This is a genomic window from Nonomuraea sp. NPDC050328 (genome assembly GCF_044459405.1).
Classification (GTDB): Bacteria; Actinomycetota; Actinomycetes; order Streptosporangiales; family Streptosporangiaceae; genus Nonomuraea.
In genome coordinates this window covers 222,263-245,539 of record NZ_JBITIW010000006.1, presented here as the reverse complement: position 1 = coordinate 245,539, position 23,277 = coordinate 222,263, and the positions used below count along the sequence as shown (strand labels likewise).

The 23,277-nt window shown below is 72.7% G+C and carries 16 protein-coding genes; 5 read left to right on the top strand and 11 right to left on the bottom strand.

Features of this window, described 5'->3' with window-relative positions; all coding sequences use genetic code 11:
* Window positions 1-10 precede the first annotated feature (10 nt).
* Together ACIBG7_RS23765 and ACIBG7_RS23760 are read right to left on the bottom strand one after the other, a co-directional pair.
* Entirely contained in the window at window positions 11-1,003 is a 993-nt protein-coding gene (locus tag ACIBG7_RS23765; RefSeq protein WP_397337618.1) for a hypothetical protein, read from the bottom strand.
* Window positions 1,004-1,008: 5 nt separating this feature from the next.
* Window positions 1,009-1,674 (bottom strand): TetR family transcriptional regulator, encoded by a 666-nt coding sequence (locus tag ACIBG7_RS23760; RefSeq protein ID WP_357926418.1) that lies wholly within the window; start codon window positions 1,672-1,674, stop codon window positions 1,009-1,011.
* Window positions 1,675-1,956: 282 nt separating this feature from the next.
* Between ACIBG7_RS23760 and ACIBG7_RS23755 the strand changes: the two genes are divergently transcribed.
* Window positions 1,957-2,769: a CAP domain-containing protein gene (locus ACIBG7_RS23755; protein WP_397337617.1), complete on the top strand. Its 813-nt coding sequence runs from the start codon at window positions 1,957-1,959 to the stop codon at window positions 2,767-2,769.
* Window positions 2,770-3,936: 1,167 nt separating this feature from the next.
* On the opposite strand, the gene ACIBG7_RS23750 is transcribed toward ACIBG7_RS23755, so the two are convergent.
* Complete coding sequence (locus ACIBG7_RS23750) at window positions 3,937-7,587, bottom strand: BTAD domain-containing putative transcriptional regulator (RefSeq protein WP_397337616.1); 3,651 nt, start codon at window positions 7,585-7,587, stop codon at window positions 3,937-3,939.
* 104 nt (window positions 7,588-7,691) lie between these two features.
* On the opposite strand from ACIBG7_RS23750, the gene ACIBG7_RS23745 reads away from it, so the two are divergent.
* Window positions 7,692-9,095: an MFS transporter gene (locus ACIBG7_RS23745; protein ID WP_397337615.1), complete on the top strand. Its 1,404-nt coding sequence runs from the start codon at window positions 7,692-7,694 to the stop codon at window positions 9,093-9,095.
* Window positions 9,096-9,167: 72 nt separating this feature from the next.
* Here ACIBG7_RS23745 and ilvC read toward each other — a convergent pair whose 3' ends face one another.
* From ilvC to ACIBG7_RS23720, 5 genes are all read right to left on the bottom strand, one after another.
* On the bottom strand, window positions 9,168-10,151 hold the full coding sequence (gene ilvC, locus ACIBG7_RS23740; RefSeq protein WP_357927002.1) for a ketol-acid reductoisomerase: 984 nt from the start codon (window positions 10,149-10,151) through the stop codon (window positions 9,168-9,170).
* A 23-nt stretch (window positions 10,152-10,174) separates the two neighbouring features.
* Window positions 10,175-10,699, bottom strand: a complete 525-nt coding sequence (ilvN, locus tag ACIBG7_RS23735; protein WP_357926429.1) for an acetolactate synthase small subunit — start codon at window positions 10,697-10,699, stop codon at window positions 10,175-10,177.
* Complete coding sequence (locus ACIBG7_RS23730) at window positions 10,692-12,419, bottom strand: acetolactate synthase large subunit (RefSeq protein WP_357926432.1); 1,728 nt, start codon at window positions 12,417-12,419, stop codon at window positions 10,692-10,694. The genes ilvN and ACIBG7_RS23730 overlap by 8 nt, the downstream gene beginning before the upstream one ends.
* A 233-nt stretch (window positions 12,420-12,652) precedes the next feature.
* A complete protein-coding gene (locus ACIBG7_RS23725) occupies window positions 12,653-15,280 on the bottom strand; it encodes a putative bifunctional diguanylate cyclase/phosphodiesterase (protein WP_397337614.1) in 2,628 nt (875 codons plus the stop codon).
* Between the two features lie 187 nt (window positions 15,281-15,467).
* On the bottom strand, window positions 15,468-16,361 hold the full coding sequence (locus ACIBG7_RS23720) for a 2-hydroxyacid dehydrogenase (protein WP_357926438.1): 894 nt from the start codon (window positions 16,359-16,361) through the stop codon (window positions 15,468-15,470).
* 18 nt (window positions 16,362-16,379) lie between these two features.
* On the opposite strand from ACIBG7_RS23720, the gene ACIBG7_RS23715 reads away from it, so the two are divergent.
* Window positions 16,380-17,438 carry a PQQ-dependent sugar dehydrogenase gene (locus ACIBG7_RS23715; protein WP_397337613.1) on the top strand — a complete coding sequence of 353 codons (1,059 nt, stop codon included), beginning with the start codon at window positions 16,380-16,382 and terminating at the stop codon, window positions 17,436-17,438.
* On the opposite strand, the gene ACIBG7_RS23710 is transcribed toward ACIBG7_RS23715, so the two are convergent.
* The 3 genes from ACIBG7_RS23710 to ACIBG7_RS23700 all read right to left on the bottom strand — a co-directional run bounded on the left by ACIBG7_RS23710 (window position 17,422) and on the right by ACIBG7_RS23700 (window position 21,673).
* Window positions 17,422-19,401: a VanW family protein gene (locus ACIBG7_RS23710; RefSeq protein WP_397337612.1), complete on the bottom strand. Its 1,980-nt coding sequence runs from the start codon at window positions 19,399-19,401 to the stop codon at window positions 17,422-17,424. The genes ACIBG7_RS23715 and ACIBG7_RS23710 overlap by 17 nt on opposite strands.
* An 83-nt stretch (window positions 19,402-19,484) precedes the next feature.
* Entirely contained in the window at window positions 19,485-20,141 is a 657-nt protein-coding gene (locus ACIBG7_RS23705) for a response regulator (protein WP_357926443.1), read from the bottom strand.
* Window positions 20,138-21,673 (bottom strand): sensor histidine kinase, encoded by a 1,536-nt coding sequence (locus ACIBG7_RS23700; RefSeq protein WP_357926446.1) that lies wholly within the window; start codon window positions 21,671-21,673, stop codon window positions 20,138-20,140. Before ACIBG7_RS23700 ends, ACIBG7_RS23705 begins: the two co-directional genes overlap by 4 nt.
* Window positions 21,674-21,783: 110 nt before the next feature.
* Between ACIBG7_RS23700 and ACIBG7_RS23695 the strand changes: the two genes are divergently transcribed.
* Window positions 21,784-22,758 carry a tripartite tricarboxylate transporter substrate binding protein gene (locus tag ACIBG7_RS23695; protein ID WP_397337611.1) on the top strand — a complete coding sequence of 325 codons (975 nt, stop codon included), beginning with the start codon at window positions 21,784-21,786 and terminating at the stop codon, window positions 22,756-22,758.
* Window positions 22,758-23,276: a tripartite tricarboxylate transporter TctB family protein gene (locus tag ACIBG7_RS23690; protein ID WP_397337610.1), complete on the top strand. Its 519-nt coding sequence runs from the start codon at window positions 22,758-22,760 to the stop codon at window positions 23,274-23,276. Before ACIBG7_RS23695 ends, ACIBG7_RS23690 begins: the two co-directional genes overlap by 1 nt.
* Window position 23,277 lies beyond the last annotated feature (1 nt).

The window sequence follows — 23,277 nt, the reverse complement described above, 5'->3', positions numbered from 1 at the left end:
GTGCGGCTCTCTACGGGCTTGTCTTGTACGGCTGTCGCGGGGCGGCGCGCTTCTCGCCCGTCGCCCCGCGGTCGTAGCGGGCGGCCATGGCGTGGAAGACCTCCTTGGCCGCCCACCGCCGCTCGTCCAGCATCCTGACCACCCCGTACGACCCGAGATCCGCCTCCCCCGGCCGCCCGAAGCCCGCGAAGGTGAACCAGAACGCGGCATCCACCCCCTCCTCCTCGAACAGGTCCAGCAGCCGGGTGAAGTGCCGCACCTGCTCCCCCTCGTCCCGCACCGCCCCGTCCGGCACCTGCCACGCCATCCCGCCCAGCTCACCCGCACCCCGGTAGGCGCACGTGCCGAACTCGGTGACCGCCACCGGCTTGCCGTGCCTGAAGTGCCCGCGCACCTCCTCCCGGAAGGTAGCCGCGTTGTAGGCGGCCTGGTAGGCGTCCACCCCCACCACGTCGAACGGTGCCCAGTCGATGAACTCCCACGGGGCCGCCGCGTAGCCGACCCGCCCGCCGAACCGCTCCCGCACCTCCCCGACCGCCCCGGCCAGGAACCCGTTGAGCCGCTCCAGAACCGGCCCCAGCGCGCTCCACCACTCGGGATCGGCCTTGGCCATCGCCCCCAGCCGGTCACCGTACGTGGCACCCGGGATGAACCCGGCGCCGAACGCGCTGAGCTCGCACCCGGCCACGAACACCACCTCCGCTCCGCCGCGCCGCAGCCTCTCGGCGCGGGCCGCGCAGTCGGCGAGCATGGCCACCGTCTCCTCCGGCGGCAGATCCACCGGGAAGGGGGCGAACCACACCTCCAGCCCCAGCTCGGCCGCCTGCTCGGCGGCGACGCTCAGCCGCTCCGGGTGCCCGCCGGAGATCCGTACGGCGTCGCAGTGCAGGTCACGGGCGATGACCTCCAGGTCGCGCCGGACCGTATCCGGGTCGAACACCTTGCGGCTGAGGTCCCGCCCCGGCAGGAACCCGGTGTCGTAGTTGATCCCTCTGGCGCGCATTCCCGTCACCCTTCTCGTCGGTTCCGGTTCGGGAGACCGTGCTCCAGCAGGTCGAAGGCGAGCTCCACGGCCTCGCCCAGCCGCCGGGCGGCCTCCTGCGGCGTGACGCCCTCGACCAGGTCGCAGAAGTACGCCTCCTGCACGGTCAGCATCGAGGCGGTGATCTGCGCCGCGGTGAGCGCGGCCACCAGGTCCCGGCGCCCCTTCTCCGGCCCACCCAGCTCGCCTTTTTCGCCCGGTTCGCCCGCTTCGCCCGGTTCGTTCGCCAGCACCCTGGCCAGGGCCTGCCGCTGCCCGTAGAGCAGGTTGTTCGCCGCGTCACTGAGCGCCGGACTGGCGAAGATCACCTGAAGCTGCGCGACCAGCGCCTCCGCGTCCGCCACCGGCTCGGCGGCGGAAGCCCGGTAGTGCTCCCGCAACGCCTCCAGCGGCGTCCGCCCCGGCCCGCGCGCGGCGACGATCCCGGCGAGGTCCTCCTCCCCCACTCCGTGCAGGACCAGCGCTTCCTTGGTGGGGAAGTACTTGAACAGCGTCACCTTCGCCACCTCGGCGGCCTCGGCGATCTCGTTCACCGTCACCGCCTCGAAGCCCCGCTCGGCGAACAACCGCAACGCCACCGCGGCGATCCGCCGCCGCGTGCGCTCCTTCTTCAGCTCCCGTAGCCCGCTCACGGGATCACTTTAGCTGAACCGAGTACAAAACTGTACTCGGTTCACCCACTTATCGACTAACTTGAGCCGCACAGACGAACGAGTTGCCTCCCCGGTTTACCGAGGTAGAGGCGGCAATTGTTACGAATGAGACACATGGAGCTCCAGATATAGGAGCGTTTCTAGTGACATGCCGGATCTGCGCACACCAGAATGCCGTTTCGAAGCAGCGTCTAATCCCCTCTGGAGAACATCGTGCGCAGACCACTCCAGGCACTCGCCTGCCTTGGCAGTCTTGCGGCATTGAGCACTCCCATCGCCGCCGCCGAAGCCACGACGGCGCGGCCCGCGGCCGAATGCCGGGTCAGCGCGGCCCAGCCGTACGTCGACCAGAAGGGCCTGCTCCGCGCCGCCGCGGTCAGGTCCGGCTGTGACGACACCAGCGTGCTGCGCGTCCGCATCCGTGAGGCCCGCCGTGGCCCCGACCGCACCCTCAAGAGCGCCTCCACGCGCCTGGACAACGGCACCATCGCCGCCACCCTGCGGTGCTCGGACACCCCGCGCAGCTACTACGTCCTCGCCCTCGACTACCGCGGCCACCGGGCGCAGTCCTCCGTCGTACGGCTCGCCTGCGCTCCCACGGGCACCCCCACCACGCCGCCCACCAACACCCCCACCACCCCGCCCCCCACCGGCGGTGGTGACAACGGTGGGGGCGGGACCCCCGGCGTCGGCTCCGCCGTCGAGGAAGAGGTCGTCCGCCTCACCAACGCCGCCCGGGCCGGGAACGGCTGCAAGACCGCCCTCACCCACGACGCCAAGCTCCACGCCGCCGCCGTCGCCCACTCCGCCGACATGGCCGCCGCCAACTACTTCGACCACACCTCGAAGGACGGCCGCTCCCCCGGCGACCGCATCAAGGCCGCGGGCTTCTCCCCCATCTCCGCGTGGGGCGAGAACATCGCCAAGGGCCAGCCCACCGCCGCCGCCGTCGTCGACGCCTGGCTCAAGAGCCCCGGCCACCGCGCCAACATCATGAACTGCGCCTACACCCACATCGGCGTCGGCCACATCGCCAAGGGCCCCCTCTGGACCCAGGTCTTCGCCAAGCACTAACCCACAGCCACCCCACCTCCCTCTAAGCCCAGCCCACTACACCCCCTAAGCCCAGCCCAATGCGCCTCCCCTAACCCGAGCCCACCCACTTTCCCCTGAGCCCAGCCCACCCACATTCCCCTCAGCCCAGCCCACCCGCCTTCCCCTGCGCCCAGCCCGCCCACCTCACCTCCGCCCCACCGCCGCACCACCACCCGTCCCCTACATCCACCGTCCATCCCCTACACCCGTCCCCCGCCCACCCCGCCACCCGCCAGCCCACCTGCGGCTGCGGCTGCGGCTGCGGCTGCGAGGCCGGGTGTTGAGCCCGAGCACTGGTAACCGCGCGCCACGTGCTCGCCCGGCGGCCAGGTCCCCTCACGCCTGGCCGCCGGGACCGCCGGGAACCCCCGGCCCGAGGAGGGCCCGCCCACACTGTGCCCGGGCGGGCCCTCCTCCGCGTCCCCGCCCTCTCGGACCAGACGGCCAGCCCTCAACCGCGCCTCACACCCTGGAAGGCCCGGGCGGCCAGCCGTCCAAGACCCCTCACCCCCCGGCACCCAAGCGGCCGCTCCTCCAAGGCACCTCACTCCCACCGGACCGGAATGGGCGGGCCTCCCCCTGCCCCCAACCGAGCGGCCAGCCCTCAACCGCGCCTCAGACCCTGGAAGGCCAGGGCGGCCAGCCGTCCAGGACGCCTCACCCCAGGGGGCCCAACTAGCCGGTTCTCCCGGGCACCTCCTCCCACCGGGCCGGAGTGGGCGGGTCTCCCCCGCCCCCGACCGAGCGCCCAGCCCTCAACCACGCCCTCTCCACAGGGCCAGGGCGGCCGACGGTTTCCCGCACCTCACCCCACAACAGGGCAGAGTGCCCCGCTCTGCGCACGGCCCGGGGCGGACCAGCGGTGGAGCCCGAGGAGCCGGGGCGGCGGGGCTCCGGTGGAAGGCGGGCGAGCCGTACGGCAGAGGGCTGCGCCCGGCGACCTCCTCCGGCCAGAGGGCAGCGGGCTCGGCCAGGGGCACAGCGGGGTCGACCAGAGGGACGGCGAGGTCGACCGGAGGGACCGCGGGGCGATTAGAGCCGCACCGCGGTCGACCAGGGCACAGCGGGGGCGACCAAGAACCCAGCGGGAGCGAGTTCAGGCAGGGGAGGTCAGACGGCAGCGAGGTCAGGCGGCAGGGAGGGAGGTCAGGCGGGCAGGGAGGTGGGGTGTTGTTCGCCGGAGTGGAACTCGGCCCGGAAGACGTCCTCGCCCAGCGCGTCACGCACCAGGGCGCTGATGCGGTCCACGTCGGCGCGCTCTCCGGCGGGCAGGGGGACACCTACGGAAGCGCGGGCGGCGGAGGCGGTGCCGAGGAGGCGGGCGGCGGCACGGTGGTTGCCGGCCAGGGCCTCGGCGCCGGCCAAGCCCTCGTACGCCAGCGCGACCGCACGGGGGTCGTTGGTGGCACGGGCGCACTCCAGGCCCTCCAGGTGCAGGGCCATGGCCTCGGCGCCTCGCCCGCGGAGTTCGGCGATGAAGCCCAGCTCCGCCAGCACCAGCGCGATGCCGGGGTCGCCCTCGATCATGCGGAGCCAGTCGAGCCAGCGGGTGAGGTGCCGTTCGGCTTCGTCCAAGCGGCCCTGCCGGCGGGCGGAAAGGGCCAGGCCGATCTCGGCGAAGTGCTCGGCGAACGGGTTGGACTGCTCGTGCGCCAGCCGCCGCGCCTGCTCGTGCAGGTCGTCGGCCCGAAGGTAGTCGCCGCGCAGCAGGGCGATCCGGCCCAGCCCGGCCAGGGCTCGGGAGACCTCGACCCAGAGCTCGAGGTCCTGGCCGGCGGTGAGGACCGCTTCGTGGAGTACGGCGGCGCGGTCGTAGTCGGCGGCGATCTCGGCGAAGGTGGCGAGCTGCCCGGTGGCCAGCAGTACCCCGCACTGGTCCCCCAGCTCGGCGAAGAGGGCCGCGCTGCGTTCGCCGTCCCGGGTGGCGGCGGCCAGGTCGCCCGTGACCAGGCCGATGGACGCCCGGGAGCTCAGGCCCGCGGCGATGCCCCAGCGATCGCCGAGGGACTCGAACTCCTCCAGGGCACGGATGGCCAGCTCGTCGAAGTCCTGGAGGTCGCCGCGGCCCCACAGGCCGAAGGCGAGGTACCACCGGAGCAACGCCCGCCGTACCGGGTCGATGATCTGGTCGAGACCGGCCAAGGACTCGGCCAGGGTGCCGTTGCAGCCGCTGAACTGGAGCATCAGCCCCGCCCGCCAGGCCAGCGCCTCGGCGAGGGTCGAGGGGTCGGCCTCGCCGGGATGGGCGAGGGCGCGGTCGAAGGACTGGAAGCCCTCCTCGTAGCGGCCGCGCAGGGTCCAGTACCACGCCATGGCGTTGGCCAGGCGGAGGGCTTGCTGCCGGGTGGCGGGGCCGTCGAGGGCGGCGCGGATGTTGGGGGCCTCGGCGTCGAGGCGGGCCAGCCACTCCCGCTGGCCGTGGCCGCGGAGCCGCCGGTCGCCCTGCTCGGCGAGGGCGGTGTAGTAGGCGAGGTGCCGGGCGCGGACCGCCTCGTAGTCGCCACTCTCGCGCAGGCGCTCGACGCAGTAGGCGGCGACGGATTCGAGCAGGCGGTATCTCGGCGCGGTCGTGGTGGCGCCGGACATCGGGGCGCCGGACATCGGGGCGCCGGGGATCGTGGACCCGGGCGTGGGGGCGCCGGGCGTGGGGGCGCCGGGCGTGGGGGCGCCGCACACGGTGACGACGAGGGAGCGGTCGATGAGGCGGGCCAGGAGGTCGAGCACCTCGTACTGCTCGATCTCGCCGCCCGCGCTCACCGCTTCGGCGGCCTCCAGGGTGCAGCCGTCGGCGTGGACGGCCAGGGAACTCAGGACCTGGCGCTCGCGGTCGGACAGCAGCTCCCAGCTCCAGTCGATCATCGCGCGGAGGGTCTGCTGGCGGGCAGGCGCGTCGCGGCGGCCCGCGGCCAGGAGGCGGAAGCGGTCGTCGAGGCGTTCGAGGAGCTGTCTCGGGCTCAGGACGCGCATTCGGGTGGCGGCCAGTTCGATGGCCAGGGGGACGCCGTCGAGCTTGCGGCAGATGTCGGCGATGTCGTGGGCGTTGGTGGGGTCCAGGCGGAAGCCGGGGACGGCTGCGGCGGCCCTGGCGACGAACAGTTGCACGGCTCCGGCGGCTCCGATGGCGGTCACCGCCTCGACATCCGCCGCTGTCGTGGTCGGCTGCATCGGGGTGCGGTCCGCTGAGCCTGGCGCGCCCCAAGGGCTGGGGTGGGACGAGTCGGGGCCCCATGTCGGCGGCTGACCCGACCTGGCCTCGTGCCCCGCCGCCGAGGTGTCCGCCGCAGAGTGGGCCGCCGCAGAGTGGGCCGCCGCAGAGTGGGCCGCCGCAGGGTGGGCCGCCGCAGGGTGGGCCGCCGCAGGGTGGGCCGCCGCAGGGTGGGCCGCTGCCGGGTCAGGAGCCCGGGAGCCGGGGACGGCGGTCGGGTGGGAGGAGGGGCTCGCGGGTGCGGTGGTGAGGGGGGAGGGGGTGCCCAGCGAGGCAGCGGAGGAGGCGGCGGCGGAGGAGAAGGAAGAGGTGGGTTCGGGGCGGGACACCGGCACGGCTGGGGGGAGGTCGAGCGGGGGGACGGGCCAGAGGGCTTCGCCGGTGAGGTTGAGCGCCTCCTGGCTGGTGGCGAGGAAGCGGACGCCGGGAGCGGTGCGAAGGAGCTGGTCGACCAGGGTGGCGACGGGCTCAATGACGTGCTCGCAGTTGTCGAGCAGCAGAAGCAGCCGCTTGTCACGGACGGCGTCGCTGAGCCGGCAGCCGCCGTCGGCGGTCCGGCTGCCGGTGGCGTCGTCACGCAGGCTGAGCGCGGCGGAGACGGCGTGCACGACGCCCGCCCTCGACGGCACGTCCAGGGCGGCCAGTTCGACCAGCCACACCCCGCCGGGGAAGTCGGCTTCGAGCCGCCGCGCGACGTCGAGGGCGAGCCGGGTCTTGCCGACCCCGCCGGGCCCGGTGAGGGTGACCAGGCGGTGGGCGGCGAGCAGGGAACGGACCTCGGCCGCGGCCCGCTCGCGGCCGATGAGCTCGGTGGCCGGCGTGGGCAGGTTGGTACGGGCGGGCACGACGGGCGCCAGGGCCGGGTCCTGCGCGAGGATGGCCCGCTGGAGCTCGACGAGCTGCGGGCTGGGATCGACGCCGAGCTCGTCGAGCAGCAGCGTGCGCAGCTCGGTGAAGCTGTCGAGGGCCTCGCTCTGCCGTCCGGCGCGGTAGAGGGCCCGGATGTGCACGGCCCGCAGCCGCTCGCGCAGCGGGTGCTCGGCGACCAGGTCGGCGAGCTCGGCGGCGAGCAGGGCGTGCTCGCCCAGCTCCAGCCGGGTCTCGGCGTGCTCTTCGAGGGCGACGAGCCGCTGCTCCTCCAGCCGGGCGATGGCCGGGCGGGCGAACTCCTCGTCGCGGAAGTCGGCGAAGGCGGGCCCGCGCCACAGGGCCAGCGCGTCGCCCAGCAGGCCGGCCTTGATGCGCGGGTCGTCGCTCTGCCGGGCCAGGGTGGTGAGCTCGTGGAAGCGGTCGGCGTCGGACGGCCCGTCGAGCAGGTAGCCCGGCTGGCGGAAGGCGAGCCGGTCGCGCCCGCCGCGCTCGGCCTCCTCCAGCACCTTGCGGAGCTGGGAGACCTTGACGCGCAGCGCCCCGGCGGGCTTGCCGGGCGGCCGGTCGCCCCACAGGTCTTCGATGAGGCGGTCGGCCGAGACCGGGTCGCCCTGGTGGACGAGCAGGTCGGCCAGGAGGGCGCGCACCTTCGCCTCGGGGATCCGCACCTGATCCCCTTGGCCGGTCCAGACGGTGAGCGGGCCTAGTACGCCGAATCGCATAGGTGCAGGCTAACCACCCCCACCGACAGAATCGCGCTCCACCCTGCCTCCGCCATAACTCCGTCCGAATCCGTCCATAACTCCCCCTCGGCACGGTAGGCGGCATGACACAGCTCACCCTGCCGAAGCACCGCGTTCCCACCGCCGTCCGCCATACCATCCCCAAGACCCCGGTGCGTTGCCGAGATACCGGCGTGAGCGCACCGCCGCCCCCGCCGCCGCCCCCACCGCGGGCCGCGCTTCCCGTGCTGCTCACGGCCGCTTTCGTGACCACGCTCGACTTCTTCATCGCCAACGTGGCCCTGCCCGCCATCCGCGCCGATCTCGGTGCGGGCGACGGCGCGCTCCAGCTCGTCATCGCCGGCTACGGCCTCGCCTACGCCGCCGGGGTGATCACCGCCGGACGGCTGGGCGACCTGTACGGGGCGCGGCGGATGTTCGTGGTCGGGCTGGCGCTGTTCACCGCCGCCTCGGCGGCGTGCGGCCTGGCGCCGGGCGCGGGCTGGCTGGTCGCGGCCCGCATCGTGCAGGGCGCGGCGGCCGCGCTGATGGCGCCGCAGGTGCTGACCCTGCTCGGCGTCCTGTACCCCGGCGCCGCGCGGGCGCGGGCCTTCGGCTGGTACGGCAGCGCCGTAGGCGTCGCGGGCGTGAGCGGCCAGCTCGTCGGCGGCCTGCTGATCGCCTCGGACCCGGCCGGGCTCGGCTGGCGCACCTGCTTCCTGATCAACCTGCCCCTCGGCCTCGCCGCCCTGGCGCTCGTGCGCCGCGCCCTCCCCAAGGACGCCGACCGGGCCCGGGCGGGCAAGCGGCTCGACCTGACGGGAACGGCGCTGGTCACGCTGGGCCTCATCGCGCTGGTCCTGCCGCTCACCCTCGGCCGCGAGCAGGGCTGGCCGGTGTGGTCGTGGCTGAGCCTGGCGCTTGCCGTACCCCTGCTGGGCGGGTTCTGGACCCGGCAGCGCGGCCAGGCCGACCCGATGGTGCCGCGCGAGCTGTTCACCGGGCGCTTCACCCGGGGGCTGGTCTCGGTGGCGCTGCTGTTCGGCGGGTCGGCGGGGCTGACCTTCGTGCTGGCGCTGCACCTGCAGGAGGCCGAGGGCATGGGGCCGGTGGAGTCGGCGGCGGTGTTCACCGCGCTGAACGCCGGTTTCCTGCTCGGCTCGCGGCTCAAGGCGTTGCTGGTGGGCGCGCTGGCCCTGCCGGCGGGGCTGGTGCTGATCGCCCAGCTCGGCACGCCGGTCCCCGGGCTGCTGGTCGCGGGGGTGGCGATGGGGATGGTGATGTCGCCGCTGCTCTCGAAGGTGCTCGGCGAGGCGGGCGGCGACGGGCGGGACGGGGCCGCGGCAGGCGTGCTCGGCACCGTCCAGGAGCTCGGCGGGGTGCTGGGCGTGACGGTCACCGGCATCGCCTACTTCGCCGGGGGCGGGCTGACCGCGGGGCTGGCCGTACTGCTGGCCGCCTCGGCCCTGCTGGCCTGGACGCTGCGCGACGGGCGCCGGCCCGCATGAGCGGCCCAGGAGCGGAGACGAGAGGCGCCCCCGTGGAGTCCACGGGGGCGCCGGGCCGTACGACGGGGCAGGTCAGCCCTTGAGCCAGCTCATCATCGGGCGGAGCTTGGCGCCGGTCTCCTCGATCGGGTCCTTGGCGAGTTCCTCGCGGTAGCGGGTGAACTCCTTCTGCCCGCCGTCGAACTCCTTGATGAGCTCGTCGGCGAAGCGCCCGTCCTGGATCTCGGCGAGGATCTCCTTCATCGCCTTGCGGGTCTCGTCGGTGATGATGCGCGGGCCGCGGCTGTAGCCGCCGTACTCCGCGGTGTCGGAGACCGACCAGTACATCTTGGAGATGCCGCCCTCGTACATGAGGTCGACGATGAGCTTCATCTCGTGCAGGCACTCGAAGTAGGCGACCTCGGGCTGGTAGCCCGCCTCGATGAGGGTCTGGAAGCCGGCCTTGATCAGCTCGGAGACGCCACCGCACAGGACGGCCTGCTCGCCGAACAGGTCGGTCTCGGTCTCCTCGGTGAAGGTGGTCTTGAGCGCGCCGGCGCGGGTGCCGCCGATGCCCTTGGCGTAGGACAGGGCGAGCTCCATGGCCTTGCCGGAGGCGTCCTTCTCCACCGCGACCAGGCAGGGCACGCCGCGCCCGGCCTCGAACTGGCGGCGCACGAGGTGGCCGGGGCCCTTGGGGGCGACCATGGCGACGTCGACGCCCTCGGGGGCCTCGATGAGGCCGTAGCGGATGTTGAGGCCGTGGCCGAAGAAGAGCGCGTCGCCCTCCTGCAGGTTCGGCTTGATGTCGTTGGCGTAGATGTCGCGCTGGAGGTGGTCCGGCGCGAGGATCATGATGAGGTCGGCCTCGGCGGCGGCCTCGGCGGGGGTGACCACGCGAAGGCCGTCGTTCTGGGCCTTCTCCCGCGACTTCGAGCCCTCGGGCAGGCCGACGCGGACGTCGACGCCCGAGTCGCGAAGCGAGAGGGCGTGGGCGTGGCCCTGGCTGCCGTACCCGATGACGGCCACGACCCGGCCCTGGATGATCGACAGGTCGGCCTGGTCGTCGTAGAAAATCTCGGTCACTTGTGAAAAACCTTTCAGGCGGTACGGTCCAGTGCCCTGAGGGACCGGTCGGTGATGGAACGGGCGCCGCGGCCGATGGCCACCATGCCCGACTGGACGAGCTCCCGGATCCCGAAGGGCTCGAGCAGCTTGATGAAGGCGTCGAGCTTGTCGGGCGTGCCGGTGACCTCGATGGTCACCGCGTCGGAGGCCACGTCGACGCAGCGGGCGCGGAAGAGCGAGACCAGTTCGAGGACGTGGGATCGGGTGTCGGCGTCGGCCTTCACCTTGATCAGCATCAGCTCGCGCTGGACCGCCTGGGCGGTGTCCAGCTCGACGATCTTGAGGACGTTCACCAGCTTGTTGAGCTGCTTGGTGACCTGCTCCAGCGGGAGGTCCTCGACGTTGACCACGATGGTCATCCGCGAGATGTCGTCGTGCTCGGTCGGCCCGACGGCCAGCGAGTCGATGTTGAAGCCGCGCCGGCTGAACAGCGCGGAGACCCGTGCCAGGACGCCGGGCTTGTTCTCGACGAGCACCGACAGCGTGTGCTTACTCATCCTCGCTCCAAACCGGCGCCATGTCCCGGGCGATCTTGATGTCGTCGTTGCTGGTGCCCGCCGCGACCATCGGCCAGACCATCGCGTCCTGGTGGACGACGAAGTCGATGACGACCGGGCGGTCGTTGATCTCCATGGCCTCCTTGATGACGGCGTCCACATCCTCGGGACGCTCGCACCGGAGACCGACACAACCATAGGCGTCCGCGAGCTTCACGAAGTCGGGGATACGCCGGGCGGACTTCAGATCGGTGTTGGAGTAGCGCTGCTCGTAGAAGAGCGTCTGCCACTGCCGGACCATGCCGAGGTTGCCGTTGTTGATGACGGCGACCTTGATCGGCACGCCCTCCAGCGCGCAGGTGGCCAGTTCCTGGTTGGTCATCTGGAAGCAGCCGTCGCCGTCGATGGCCCAGACCGTCGTGTCCGGCCGGCCCATCTTGGCGCCCATCGCGGCCGGGACGGCGAAGCCCATCGTGCCCGCGCCCCCGGAGTTGATGAAGGTGCCCGGGTTCTCGTAGTCGATGAACTGGGCCGCCCACATCTGGTGCTGGCCGACGCCCGCGCAGTAGATCGCGTCGGGTCCGACCAGGGCGCTCAACCGCTGCATGACGTACTGCGGAGCCAGCGAGCCGTCGTCGAACTCGTCGTACCCGAGGGGGTAGGTGCTCTTCAGCCCGTTGAGCTGCGTCCACCAGTCGGCGTAGTCGCCCTTGCGGTCGATCGCCCCGAGCAGGTCGTTGAGCACCTCGCGGCAGTCGCCCACGATCGGCACGTCGGCGTGGCGGTTCTTGGAGATCTCGGCCGGGTCGATGTCCGCGTGGACGATCTTCGCGTACGGCGCGAAGGTGGAGAGCTGGCCGGTGACCCGGTCGTCGAAGCGCACGCCCAGGCCGATGATCAGGTCGGCCCGCTGCAGCGCGCCGACCGCGGCCACGCTGCCGTGCATGCCCGGCATGCCGAGGTGCTGGGGGTGGCTGTCGGGGAAGGTGCCCCGGGCCATCAGCGTGGTGACCACCGGGATGCCGGTCAGCTCGGCGAGCTGGAGCAGTTCGGCGGAGGCGCGGGCCTTGTGCACGCCGCCGCCCACGTACAGCACGGGCCGCCGGGACTCGGCGATCAGCTTGGCGGCCTCGCGGATCTGCTTGGAGTGCGGCCGCGTGACCGGCCGGTAGCCCGGCAACTGCATGGTCGGCGGCCAGTGGAACTCGGTCGTCGCCTGCAGCGCGTCCTTGGCGATGTCCACCAGGACCGGGCCGGGGCGCCCGGTGGAGGCGATGTGGAAGGCTTCCATGATGGTCCGCGGGATCTCCGCGGGGTCGGTGACCAGGAAGTTGTGCTTGGTGATCGGCATGGTGATGCCGGAGATGTCGGCTTCCTGGAAGGCGTCGGTGCCGATCGCGCCACTCGGCACCTGGCCGGTGATCGCGACCATCGGCACCGAGTCCATGTACGCGTCGGCGATGGGGGTCACGAGGTTGGTCGCACCCGGTCCGCTGGTCGCCATGCAGACGCCCACCTTCCCGGTGGCCTGGGCGTAGCCCTCGGCCGCGTGCCCCGCGCCCTGCTCGTGCCGTACAAGGACGTGCCGGACCTTGGTGGAGTCGAAGAGGGGATCGTAGGCGGGGAGGATGGCCCCGCCGGGGATCCCGAAGACGGTGTCGACACCAACGTGCTCCAACGCCCTCACGAGGGCCTGTGCACCTGTCATCCGTTCGGTCATCGGCTCGTTCCCTTGGCTCCCGGACAATGATTGCCGTGCATAAAAAAGGCCCCTCTCCCACCGAAAGGGCGGGACCGGGGCGGCGCGCAGGTCGGAGTGCTTCGCTATCGGCCTGCGCGCCGGCGAAGTACTACGAGAATCTCACTGCGAAGCATGGAGCCACCTTAGCCTGTCCTGGGGCATGAGTGTCAATCTGATGGAACGCCGGTCTCGCTATTCGAGACCGGCACTGGTCACAGCGCTGACTGCAGGCTCGTGCGCATCAGCGAATCCACCCCGCGCGCGGCCATCGGCCGGGCCACGAGGAAGCCCTGCCCGCGCGTGCAGCCCATCTCCCGCAGCAGCTCCAGTTGCTCCGGGCGCTCAATGCCCTCGGCGACCACGATCAGGCCGAGGTCGTGGCCCAGCCGCACGATGGTGCGCGTCAGCAGCGTCAGCGTGTCGTCGCGGCCCAGGCCGCTGACGAAGGACGGGTCTATCTTGATCATGTCCACCGGGAGCTGGCGCAGGAAGGCCAGCGAGGCGTAGCCCGTGCCGAAGTCGTCGATGGCCAGCCGTACGCCCAGGGCACGCAGCTCCGAGAGCCGGCTGATCGTCTCCTCGGCGTCCTCGACCAGCATCTCCTCGATCACTTCGAGGGTCAGCGCGGAGGCGGGCAGGCCGCTGTCGGCCAGCGCCCGCTCGACCGTCTCGACGAAGCGCGGGGCGGTGATCTGCCGGGCGGAGAGGTTGAGCGACAGCCCGATGTCCCATGAGGAGGCGCGCCAGGCGGCGACCTCCCGGCAGGCCTCCTGCAGGATCCACTCGCTCAGCGGCACGATCAGCCCGGTCGCCTCGGCCGCGCCCAGGAACTGGTCGGGGGCCATGAAGACCGAGCCGCGCCACCAGCGCACCAGCGCCTCGACCGCGGTCACCCGGGAGGTGGCCAGGTCGACGACCGGCTGGTACTCGATGGCGAACTGCTGCTCCATCAGCGCCCGCTGCAGGTCGGCGGCGAGCTCCAGGCGGCGGACGACGTCGGCGTGCATGTGCGCGGCGAAGACCTCCACGCGCCGCCCGCCGAGGTCCTTGGCCCTGGCCATCGCCACGTCGGCGTTGCGCAGCAGGTCGCCGGGGCTGACGTCCTCCTCGGCGAAGGCCACGCCCACGCTCGCGGTGAGCGCCACGTCGCGGTCGGCCACCCGGAACGGCTCCTGGGAGACCGCGCGCACCAGCCGCTCGGCCAGGTCGACCGCCGACTGCGCCTCGGTCTCGACCAGCACGGCGAACTCGTCGCCGCCCCAGCGGGCCAGGGTGTCGTCGGAGCGTACGGCGCCGCGCAACCGGCGCGCGGCCTGCCCGAGCAGGTAGTCGCCGCTGGCGTGCCCCACGGAGTCGTTGACCGCGGTGAAGCCGTCGAGGTCGAGGAAGATCACGGCCACGCCGGTGCGGCCGCCGTCGACCACCTCGCGGGTGCGCTCCTCGAAGTAGGCGCGGTTGGGCAGGCCCGTCACGCCGTCGTGGAAGGTCAGGTGCGCGACCTGGTTGCGCAAAGCCTCCTGGTCGCTGATGTCGCGGGTGGTGACCAGCAGCAGGTCCTCGCCGCCGACGTGCCGGGTGGCCACCGACTCGGTGGGCCGCCAGGTGCCGTCGGAGGCGCGGACGCGGCAGGCGATGAGGCAGGCGCCGGAGTCGGCCGCGTCCTCAGCGTCGAGCCCCATGGTCTGGAGCGCCGCCTGGATGCCGGGGACGTCCTCGGGGTGGATGTAGTCGAAGATCGAGCGGCTGAGCACGTCCTCCGGGCGGTAGCCGTACGTCACCTCGACCCCGGCGCCGATCTCGCGCACGAAACCCTCGTAGTCGCACAGCAGCACGACGTCGCCGGTGCTCTCGGCCAGCTCCCTGAGCTGGCGGTCGCCGAGGGTGACCAGGCCGCGCAGGCGGGCGTTGCTCATGAGCAGCCCGACCATGCGCAGGGCCAGGATCAGCACGACGGAGGCGGCCAGCACGACGACCGGGGTGGTCGGCGGGCGGCCGTTCCAGCGGGCCAGGTGCAGCAGGATCGCCCCGGTGGCGGCGACCACCAGGACGACCGGGACGGCGGCGAGCAGGTGGACGAAGACCGGGCCGACGTGTGGCCGGGAGTCCTCGGAGCTCGCCTCGCGCAGCCCGGTCCAGGGGATGGCGGCCAGCAGCAGGAAGGCCACCGGCGGTAGCGCCGCGCTCCAGGCGGGCGGGCCGTCCCCGGTCAGCCGGCCCACGCCGGCGGCCAGTTCGGCGAGCGAGACCGCGGCCAGCACGCCCACGCCGGCCAGGCCGAGTGGGCGGGCGGTTGAGCGCCCGGTGAGCACGACCGGGATGACCGTGCAGGTCACCAGGAGGCAGATCATCGGCGCCAGCAGCACGAAGGCGAAGGCCGGGGTGGTGATCTGGTGCAGCGTCGCCACCCAGCCGATGACGAACAGCGCGACCGCGGCGACGTAGCCGTCGACCAGCCGGCGCAGCAGCGCCCTCGCCGCCGGCGCCCGCCGGGCGGCCAGCACGCAGCCGCTGGCCAGCATGGTGGCGCCGATCAGCACCAGCACGTCGGTGACGGTCACCACGAAGCTGGAGCTGTCGGCGATCGGGCGCACGCCGACGCCCGCGCTCCACACCAGCGTGCCGCCGGCGAGCCAGCGAGCCGCGAGCGCGCCCGGCCGGTGCGCGGTCATCGCGCGCGAGCCGAGCAGCAGCGACCCGGCCGCGAGCAGCGCGGCCAGCAGTCCGGCCACCGCACCGGTGACCGAGGCGGGCGCCCCTGATAGCAGGGCGGCCGCGAACCCCACCGCTCCCGTCGCCGCGGCGGCGACGAGCGGCGTTCGTGGATCACGCCAGCGGATCAATGTATTAGCCCATCCGTTGCCACATCGCCAGTGTGTGCGGTTCCGGGCGCGCGGGTGGTGACAACGCCGATGTCGTCACCGATCTGATAACCACACAGACCACTTGTCCCCAGGGAACCTTCTTGACTGGGAGTCAAGAATCCTTGGTAGAAGCCCACCGTACGCACCGAAGGTCACGGGCCAGCCACTAATAGGTGTCGGTGATGAGGTTGTTCAGCGGCTCTCCGGCGAGGTAACGCAGGACCTGCGAGCGCACCAGCTTGAGGGTGCGCCGGACCGAGGCGGGGGTGCTGCCGGCCACGTGCGGGGTGATCAGCACGCCGGGGGCGGTCCAGAGCGGGTGGCTGCCCGGCAGCGGCTCGGGGTCGGTCACGTCGAGCGCGGCCCGCAGCCGGCCGCTCTGCAGCTCGGCGAGCAGGGCCGAGGTGTCCACCACGCCGCCGCGGGCGGCGTTGACCAGCACCGCGCCGTCCTTCATCCGGGCGAGGAAGGCCGCGTCCACCATGCCGGCGGTGAGCGGGGTGGCCGGCACGAGCAGCACCACCACGTCCGCCTTCGGCAGCAACTCGGGCAGCTCCTCCATGGCGTGGACGCCGGTGCGGGCGCTCCTGGCCACCCGCACCACCTCGACCTCGAACCCGGCCAGCCGGCGTTCCACCGCCGCGCCGATCGAGCCGTGGCCCACGATCAGCACCGTCGAGTCGGCCAGCACGTCGGTGTGGTGGTAGGTCCACTCGCCGCGTTCCTGGGCGCGCACGAAACCCGGGAAGTCACGCAGCACGGAGATCATCGCGCCCACGGCCCACTCGGCGGTGCCCGCGTCGTGCACCCCGCGCGCGTTGCACAGGGTCACCCCCTCGGGCAGGTGCGGGACGTAGGGCTCCACGCCGGCGGTGACCGTCTGGAGCAGCCGCAGGCCGCTCATCTCGCCCAGCAGTCCGGCCACGTCCGGCGGCGGGACCAGCGGCGGGATCCACACCTCGACCTCGTCCAGCTTCTCGGGCCGTTCCACGACGCACTCGACTCGGGGCAGGTCGGTGAGGACTCCGGCGACCGCCTCCGATGGAACCCAAATCAACATGGGACAAGTATGGGTGTCATGAAGCGACTCTGGATCATCTCCGTCCTGCTCGCCGCGGGCTGCTCGGCCCCGGCCGGCGGCGGTGTCACGCCTACCGCGCAGGTCACCGCCTCGCCGCCGCCGTCGGGCACGCGCGCCGACGTCGTGACCGGTCTCGAGGTGCCGTGGGCGATCGCCTTCCTCGACGACGGCGGCGCCCTGGTCACCGAGCGCGACACCGGGCGGCTGCTGCGGGTGACCGGCGGCAAGGCCACCGAACTCGCCGAGATCGCGGAAGTGCGGCCGGACGGCGAGGGCGGCCTGATGGGCGTCGCGGTCAAGGCGCCGCACGTCTACCTCTACTACACCGCCGAGCAGGACAACCGCATCGTCCGCTACCGCCTGGGCGACAGCGGGCTGAGCGAGGCGCAGGTGATCGTCGAGGGCATCCCGAAGGGCGGCATCCACAACGGCGGCCGGCTGGCCTTCGGCCCCGACGGCTTCCTGTACGCCACCACCGGCGAGGTCGGCGACCGCCCGCTGGCCCAGGATCGCGACTCGCTGGCCGGCAAGATCCTCCGGATGACCGCCGAGGGCAAGCCCGCGCCCGGCAACCCGTTCGACAGCCTCGTCTACAGCTACGGCCACCGCAACGTGCAGGGCCTGGCCTGGGACGACCAGGGCCGGCTGTACGCCTCGGAGTTCGGGGCGTCGACCTTCGACGAGATCAACCTGATCAAGCCTGGCCTCAACTACGGCTGGCCCGACGTCGAGGGCAAGGACCCGGCGGGCGACAAACGCTACACCGACCCGATCCTCACCTGGAGCACCAGCGAGGCCTCCCCCTCCGGGATGGCCTTCGCCAACGGCTCGCTGTGGGTGGCCGCCCTGCGCGGCACCCGCCTGTGGCAGGTCCCCCTGGCCGCCGACGGTACGGCAGGCAAGCCGGTCGCCCACCTGGAGGACGAGTACGGCAGGCTCCGCGCGGTGGCGCTCTCCCCCGGCGGCGAGCTGTGGGTCGGCACCAGCAACCACGACGGCCGCGGCGATCCCAAGCCGGGCGACGACCGGATCGTGACGATCAGCCCCGGCCCATGACGGTGCAGACCACCTGGGGCCGGGGCCGGTACTGGGTGGTCAGCTTCCGGTCCCGGCGCACCTCGCGCCCGTCGTCGCGGAAGACGCGGGTGACGTCCACGGTGAAGCCGGGCACGCCGTCCAGCGGCGTGCAGCCGGGCGAGGTGCTGGTCTCGATCGGGAAGGCGATCACGTCCCGTTCGTCGGAGACGATGACCTCGACCTGGTCGTAGCGCTTGGTGCTGTACAGGGTGACCGTGACCGAGGTGGGCGTCGACGCGGTCTTGATCAGGACGCCGTGCTCGGAGTCGTTGCGCCAGCGCAGGTCGAGGCCGGGGTGGCGGAACATGGTGTCGAGGCCGCGCGGGTAGGGCTTCATGTAGATGTCGAAGGGGTGCTGCTCGACGATCTCGAAGCCAGCGCGGTAGGCGGCGTTGAGCATGGTGGTGGCGACCTGCGAGCCGCCGCCGCCCATGATCGTGGTGACCCTGCCCTCGACGTACTGCGGCGCGGGCACGTACCCGGCCGCCGGGGTCGGCTCGCCGACGACCTCCTTGAGGGAGAAGGTCTCGCCGGGCTTGACCAGGTAGCCGTCGAGCTGTTCGGCCATCCGGCGGATGTTGGTGACGCGGGCGGCGCAGCAGTCGAACGGGATGGTCGACGACCCCACCTGGGTCTCGATGCCGAGCCCGGCGAGCATCTCGTCGGTGACCCGCGGGCGGGCGGTGGCCAGCGACACCTCGATCGTGCGGGGGCCGCCGCGGCTGACCACCCTGGCCACGTCGGCGGCGAGCTTGGTGCGGTCGAGGCCGCGGCCCACCCGGGCGCGCACCGGCACCAGGCGGCTGCCGACCACGTCGTAGCCCGCGTCGCGGGGGGCCTGGGCGGCGGTGATGAGGGTGGACTCCGCCAGGTCGATCGCCGCGCCGCGGGTCTCGAACCTCGGGGCCAGGTCGCCCTTGCCGTCGGGGCCGAAGGTGAGCCGGGCGGCCAGCACCTCGGGGGTCAGCACGGCCTGGCGGCCGGCGTGCGTCAGGACGATGGGGGCGGCGACCGCTCTGCGGGCCAGCTCGGTGGCCTGCCGTACCTCGTTGGCGCTGGTGGTGGGGCGGGCGAGCTTGACCGGCAGGACCACGGTGCCGCGGTCGGCGATCAGGGCCTCGCGGATCAGCCGGGCGCTCTCCTCGCGGTCGAGGAGCACGCCTTCCCTGGGCAGGGTGGCCACCGGGGTCAGGCCGCGGAAGGCGACCTCGCCCTCGCGCTGCTGGCGGTCGACCGACTGGGCCAGGCTCTCGATGCTGCGGGCGAGCTGGGAGCCGTCGATGGAGATGCGCGGCTGGAGCTCGGTGACGCCGGTGAGGCCGCGCCAGACCTGGGCCGGGCTGGGGAAGCCGCTGGGCGCCTGGTTGATGGTCGCGACGACGTCGAGGGTGACTCCGGCGGCCTCCGGCGGCAGGGGTTTCTGCCGGCCGTCGATCTCGATCAGGATCGGGCGCTCGACGGTGGACCTGAGCTCGGTGAGCACCTTGTCGGCCGCGTCGGTGACGGTCAGGCCGCCGATGTCGATGCCGGACACACGGGTGCCCGGCAGGATGGTGCCGGCCATGATGATGGCGGGCACCAGGTAGGCGGTCGCCAGCAGCAGGGCGAGGCCGAGCACGATCTTGAGCAGCCGGCGGCCGGCTCGGGAGGCGGGTGGGGGCGCGGCGGGGCGCCGGGCCGAGCTCTCGCGCTGGGGCACCAGGCCGAAGACCGGAGCGGGCGGGGGCGGGGGTTCCTTGACCTGTTCCATCGCCAGCGGCCACGGCTGCGGCGGCTGGGCCACGGCGGGCAGCCTGACCTGGGCTTCCATCTCGGGGCTGAGGTCGGGCAGCACGCCCGGGGGCAGGCCTTCGATGCGGGGGCGCCGCAGGGGCGCAGCCTCGGGTAACGGCACCGCGCTGAACGGGTCGGTCGAAGACTCGATCGGTCCGGCGTTGCGCACGCCCCAGTCTCCTCCCGCGTGTCTGTTGCCTCAGTCACTCTCCCGTAACAGTAAGGCACGCAAACGCGGAAATGTCATGGGATCTACACACTGATCCATCGATATCGGTGCTCGGGGCGGCCTGCCGTACCGTAGCGGGGACGGAGCTCCGCGCGACCGGCCGCGCACAGGTATTCGAGGTAGCGGCGGGCGCTGACCCGCGACAGGCCGGTGGCCTCCGCGGCCTCGGCGGCCGACAGGTCGCCGCCCGCCGCGCGCAGCGCCTCGGCGACCAGCGCGCAGGTGGCCGAGGACAGGCCCTTGGGCAGGTGGGCGCGCGGTCCGGCGCCGAAGAGCCGGTCCACCTCGTCCTGGCGCACCTCGGGTCCGAAGCCTTCGAGCTGGCGCCGGGCCTCGGCGTACTGCTCCAGCCGCTCGGCCAGCGCGGCGGCGGAGAACGGCTTGATCAGGTAGTTGATCGCCCCGCCGCGGATCGCCGCGCGCACGGTCGGCACATCGCGGGCGGCGCTGATCATCAACACGTCCACGTGCTGGAGTTCCTGCAGCACCTCCAGGCCGGAGCGGTCGGGCAGGTAGATGTCGAGCAGCACCAGGTCGGGCCGGTGCTCGGCGACCGCGCGCAGCGCCTCGGCCCCGCTGTGCACGGTGGCCACGACCTGGAACCCGGGCACGCGCGCCACGTAGCCGCTGTGGATGCGGGCCACCATGAAGTCGTCGTCCACGACGAGGACCTTGATCATGGCAGCAGGGCGGTGAACACCGCGCCACCCTCGTTGCGCACCTTCACCCAGCCGCCGCGGCGCAGGCACGCCTGCCTGGTCAGTGCCAGGCCCAGGCCGCGCGGGCCCGACCGGGCCGCCTTGGTGGTGAAGCCCTCGCGGAAGACCTCCTCGACCAGCTCGGGGGTGATGCCCGGGCCGGTGTCGCGCACCCGGACGTGCAGGCCGCCGTTCTCCAGGCGGACCGAGACCTCGATGGTGCCTCCCGCGCCGTCGAGCGCGTCGATCGCGTTGGCCACCAGGTTGCCGACCACCAGCACCGCGTCGTGCGGGTCGGGCAGCGCGCCGGCCACGTCGGTGTCGGCCGCCAGCACGAGGGTCGCGCCGCGCTCGGCCGCCTCGGCGGACTTGGCCAGCAGGAGCGCGGCGAGCGTCGGGTCGCCCACCCGCTCGCGGATGCCCACGGCGTAGGGGCTCAGCGTGGAGCTGGTGATGTAGCCGATCGCCGCGTCGTGCTCGCCCAGCTCCAGCAGGCCGACGACGGTGTGCATGCGGTTGGCGAACTCGTGCGCCTGCGCGCGCAGCGCCTCGGCCGTGCTGCCCGCCTCGGCCAGCTCCCGCGACAGCCGTACCAGCTCGGTGCGGTCGCGCAGGGTGACCACCCAGCCGCGGTGGTGCTCGCGGACGGCCACCGGCGTGCGGTTGAGCACGAGCACCCGGTCGCGGTGGAGCACGATGCGGTCCTCGCCCGGGTCGGCGCCGCCGAGCACGTCGCGCAGCCGCTCCGAGACCGGCAGCACGTCCAGGGTCTGGCCCGCGGCGACCTCGCCGAGCAGCTCGCGGGCGGCGTCGTTGACCAGCGTCACCCGCCCGGCCAGGTCGAGCGCGAGCACGCCCTCCTTCACGCCGTGCAGCACGCCCTCGCGTTGCTCCAGCAGCGCGGCGATCTCCTTGGGCTCCAGGCCGAAGGTCTGGCGGCGCACCCGCGCCGCGATCAGCGCCGCCGCGGCCGAACCGGCCAGCAGCACCGCGACCCCGGTGTAGAGCAGCGGCATCAGCAGCGTGTCGAACTCGCCGGCGACCTTGCGTTCGAGCACGCCGACCGAGGTCATGCCGATGACATTGCCCTCCAGGTCGAAGATCGGCGCCTTGCCGCGCAGCGTCCGGCCGATGGTGCCGGTCTCGATGCCGGTCCAGCTCTCCCCGGTGCTGAGCACGGGCGCGCCGTCGGTCGAGAGCCGCCGGCCGATCAGCTCGCGGTTGGGGTGGGCGTAGCGGATCTGGTCGCGGTTGGCGATCACCACGTAGTCGGCCTGCGTCGCCTGCTGCACGCCCATCGCCAGCGGCTGCAGCGACAGCTCGGGGCGGGCGTCGTCGAAGGCCGCTCTGACCTCGGGCATCCCGGCGACCGCCTGCGCGATGCCGAGGGCGCGCTGCAGGTAGTGCTGGTCGAGCCGGTCGCGGGTGTCACGGGCCCACACTCCCGCCGTCCCGGCCGTCGCGAGCAGCACGATCACCGTCTGCAGCACGTAGAGCTGGGTTCCGAGCCTCACGCCGTGAACACTACGACCAATACGACCTCAAACAGGTTAAGCATCGACGTCAGGGCGGTCGCATCTCACCATCGCTTGCACACCCCCGTGAGTTTCCTGTGGAGAGAGCAATGCGCATCACGAAGATGGCCGCGGCCGCGGCCGCGGCCGCCCTGGCCCTGACCGCCTGCGGCGGCACCGCCGGGACCGGCGCCTCCGGCGGCGGCTCCCTGCGCATCATGGCGCCCGCCGCGCCGGGCGGTGGCTGGGACCAGACCTCCCGTACGGCGGAGCAGGCCATCAAGTCGGTGGCGCCCGACCGCAAGGTCGAGGTGTTCAACGTCAACGGCGCCGGCGGCACCATCGGCCTGGCTCAGCTCGCCGGCGAGAAGGGCAACGGCAACATGCTCATGACGATGGGCCTGGTGATGGTGGGCGCCATCGAGCAGAACAAGTCGAAGGTGACCCTCGCCGAGACCACGCCGATCGCGAAGCTGACCGAGGAGTACGAGATCGTCGTCGTGCCCGCCGAGTCGCCGCTGAAGACGATGGCCGACCTGGCGGCGGCTTGGAAGGCCGATCCGGCCAAGGTGTCGGTCGCGGGCGGTTCGGCCGGCGGCACCGACCACATCGCGGCCGGCCTCATGGCCAAGGCGGCCGGCGTCGACCCCAAGCAGGTCAACTACATCGCCCACTCCGGCGGCGGCGAGGCGCTGAACGCGCTGCTCGGCAACAAGGTGAGCATCGGCATCTCGGGCGTCGGCGAGTTCGCCGAGCACGTCAAGTCCGGCAAGCTGCGCGCGCTCGGCGTCACCTCGCCCGAGCGGCTCCCGAACCTGGACGCGCCCACCGTCAAGGAGGGCGGCCTCGACGTCGTGCTGGCCAACTGGCGCGGCATGGTCGCCCCCGGCGGGCTGTCCGACGCGGACAAGAAGGCCTTGATCGACCTGGTGACCAAGATGCACGACTCGAAGGCGTGGAAGGACGCGGTGGCCAAGAACGGCTGGATCGACGCCTTCCAGGCGGGCGAGCCGTTCGCCCAGTTCCTGACCGCCGAGCAGACCCGGATCAAGGGCGTCATCGCCGAGATGGGGCTCGTCTCCTGATGAGCGTTCCGTCGGCCGGCCGGCGGGAGCCTCCCGCCGGCCGCACCCGCTGGTGGGCGCGGCCCGAACTGGTCCTCGCCCTCGTCGTGCTCGGCCTCGGGGTGCTGGTGATCCTCGGCACGCTCGACGTCACCGCCTCGGCCTCGGCGCTCGGCCTGGGCCCGCGCTTCTTCCCGCTGCTGGTCGGCGGCGCGATGGTGCTGATCGGCGTGTTCTACGTCGCCGACGTGCTGCGCGGCGGCCACGGCGACCCGGAGGAGACCGAGGACGTCGACGCCGGGGCCCCGGCAGACTGGCGCAGCGTGCTGCTGGTCAGCGGCATCTTCCTGGCCTTCGTCGCGATCCTGCCGCTGGCCGGCTGGATGATCGCCGCCTCGCTGCTCTTCTTCGCCCTCGCCGTCGCGCTGGGCGCCGAGCACAAGCTGCGAGCCGCGCTGATCGGCGTGGTCCTCGGCGTCACCACCTACCTGGTCTTCGTCAAGGGCCTCGGCGTGACCCTTCCCGGAGGCCCCTTCTGAC

Coding starts and splice junctions, on each gene's coding strand:
- ACIBG7_RS23765 (WP_397337618.1), bottom strand. CDS start 1,003: ATGCGCGCCAGAGGGATCAACTACGACACCGGGTTCCTGCCGGGGCGG.
- ACIBG7_RS23750 (WP_397337616.1), bottom strand. CDS start 7,587: ATGCGATTCGGCGTACTAGGCCCGCTCACCGTCTGGACCGGCCAAGGG.
- ACIBG7_RS23745 (WP_397337615.1), top strand. CDS start 7,692: ATGACACAGCTCACCCTGCCGAAGCACCGCGTTCCCACCGCCGTCCGC.
- ilvN (WP_357926429.1), bottom strand. CDS start 10,699: ATGAGTAAGCACACGCTGTCGGTGCTCGTCGAGAACAAGCCCGGCGTC.
- ACIBG7_RS23730 (WP_357926432.1), bottom strand. CDS start 12,419: ATGACCGAACGGATGACAGGTGCACAGGCCCTCGTGAGGGCGTTGGAG.
- ACIBG7_RS23720 (WP_357926438.1), bottom strand. CDS start 16,361: ATGTTGATTTGGGTTCCATCGGAGGCGGTCGCCGGAGTCCTCACCGAC.
- ACIBG7_RS23715 (WP_397337613.1), top strand. CDS start 16,380: ATGAAGCGACTCTGGATCATCTCCGTCCTGCTCGCCGCGGGCTGCTCG.
- ACIBG7_RS23705 (WP_357926443.1), bottom strand. CDS start 20,141: ATGATCAAGGTCCTCGTCGTGGACGACGACTTCATGGTGGCCCGCATC.
- ACIBG7_RS23695 (WP_397337611.1), top strand. CDS start 21,784: ATGCGCATCACGAAGATGGCCGCGGCCGCGGCCGCGGCCGCCCTGGCC.
- ACIBG7_RS23690 (WP_397337610.1), top strand. CDS start 22,758: ATGAGCGTTCCGTCGGCCGGCCGGCGGGAGCCTCCCGCCGGCCGCACC.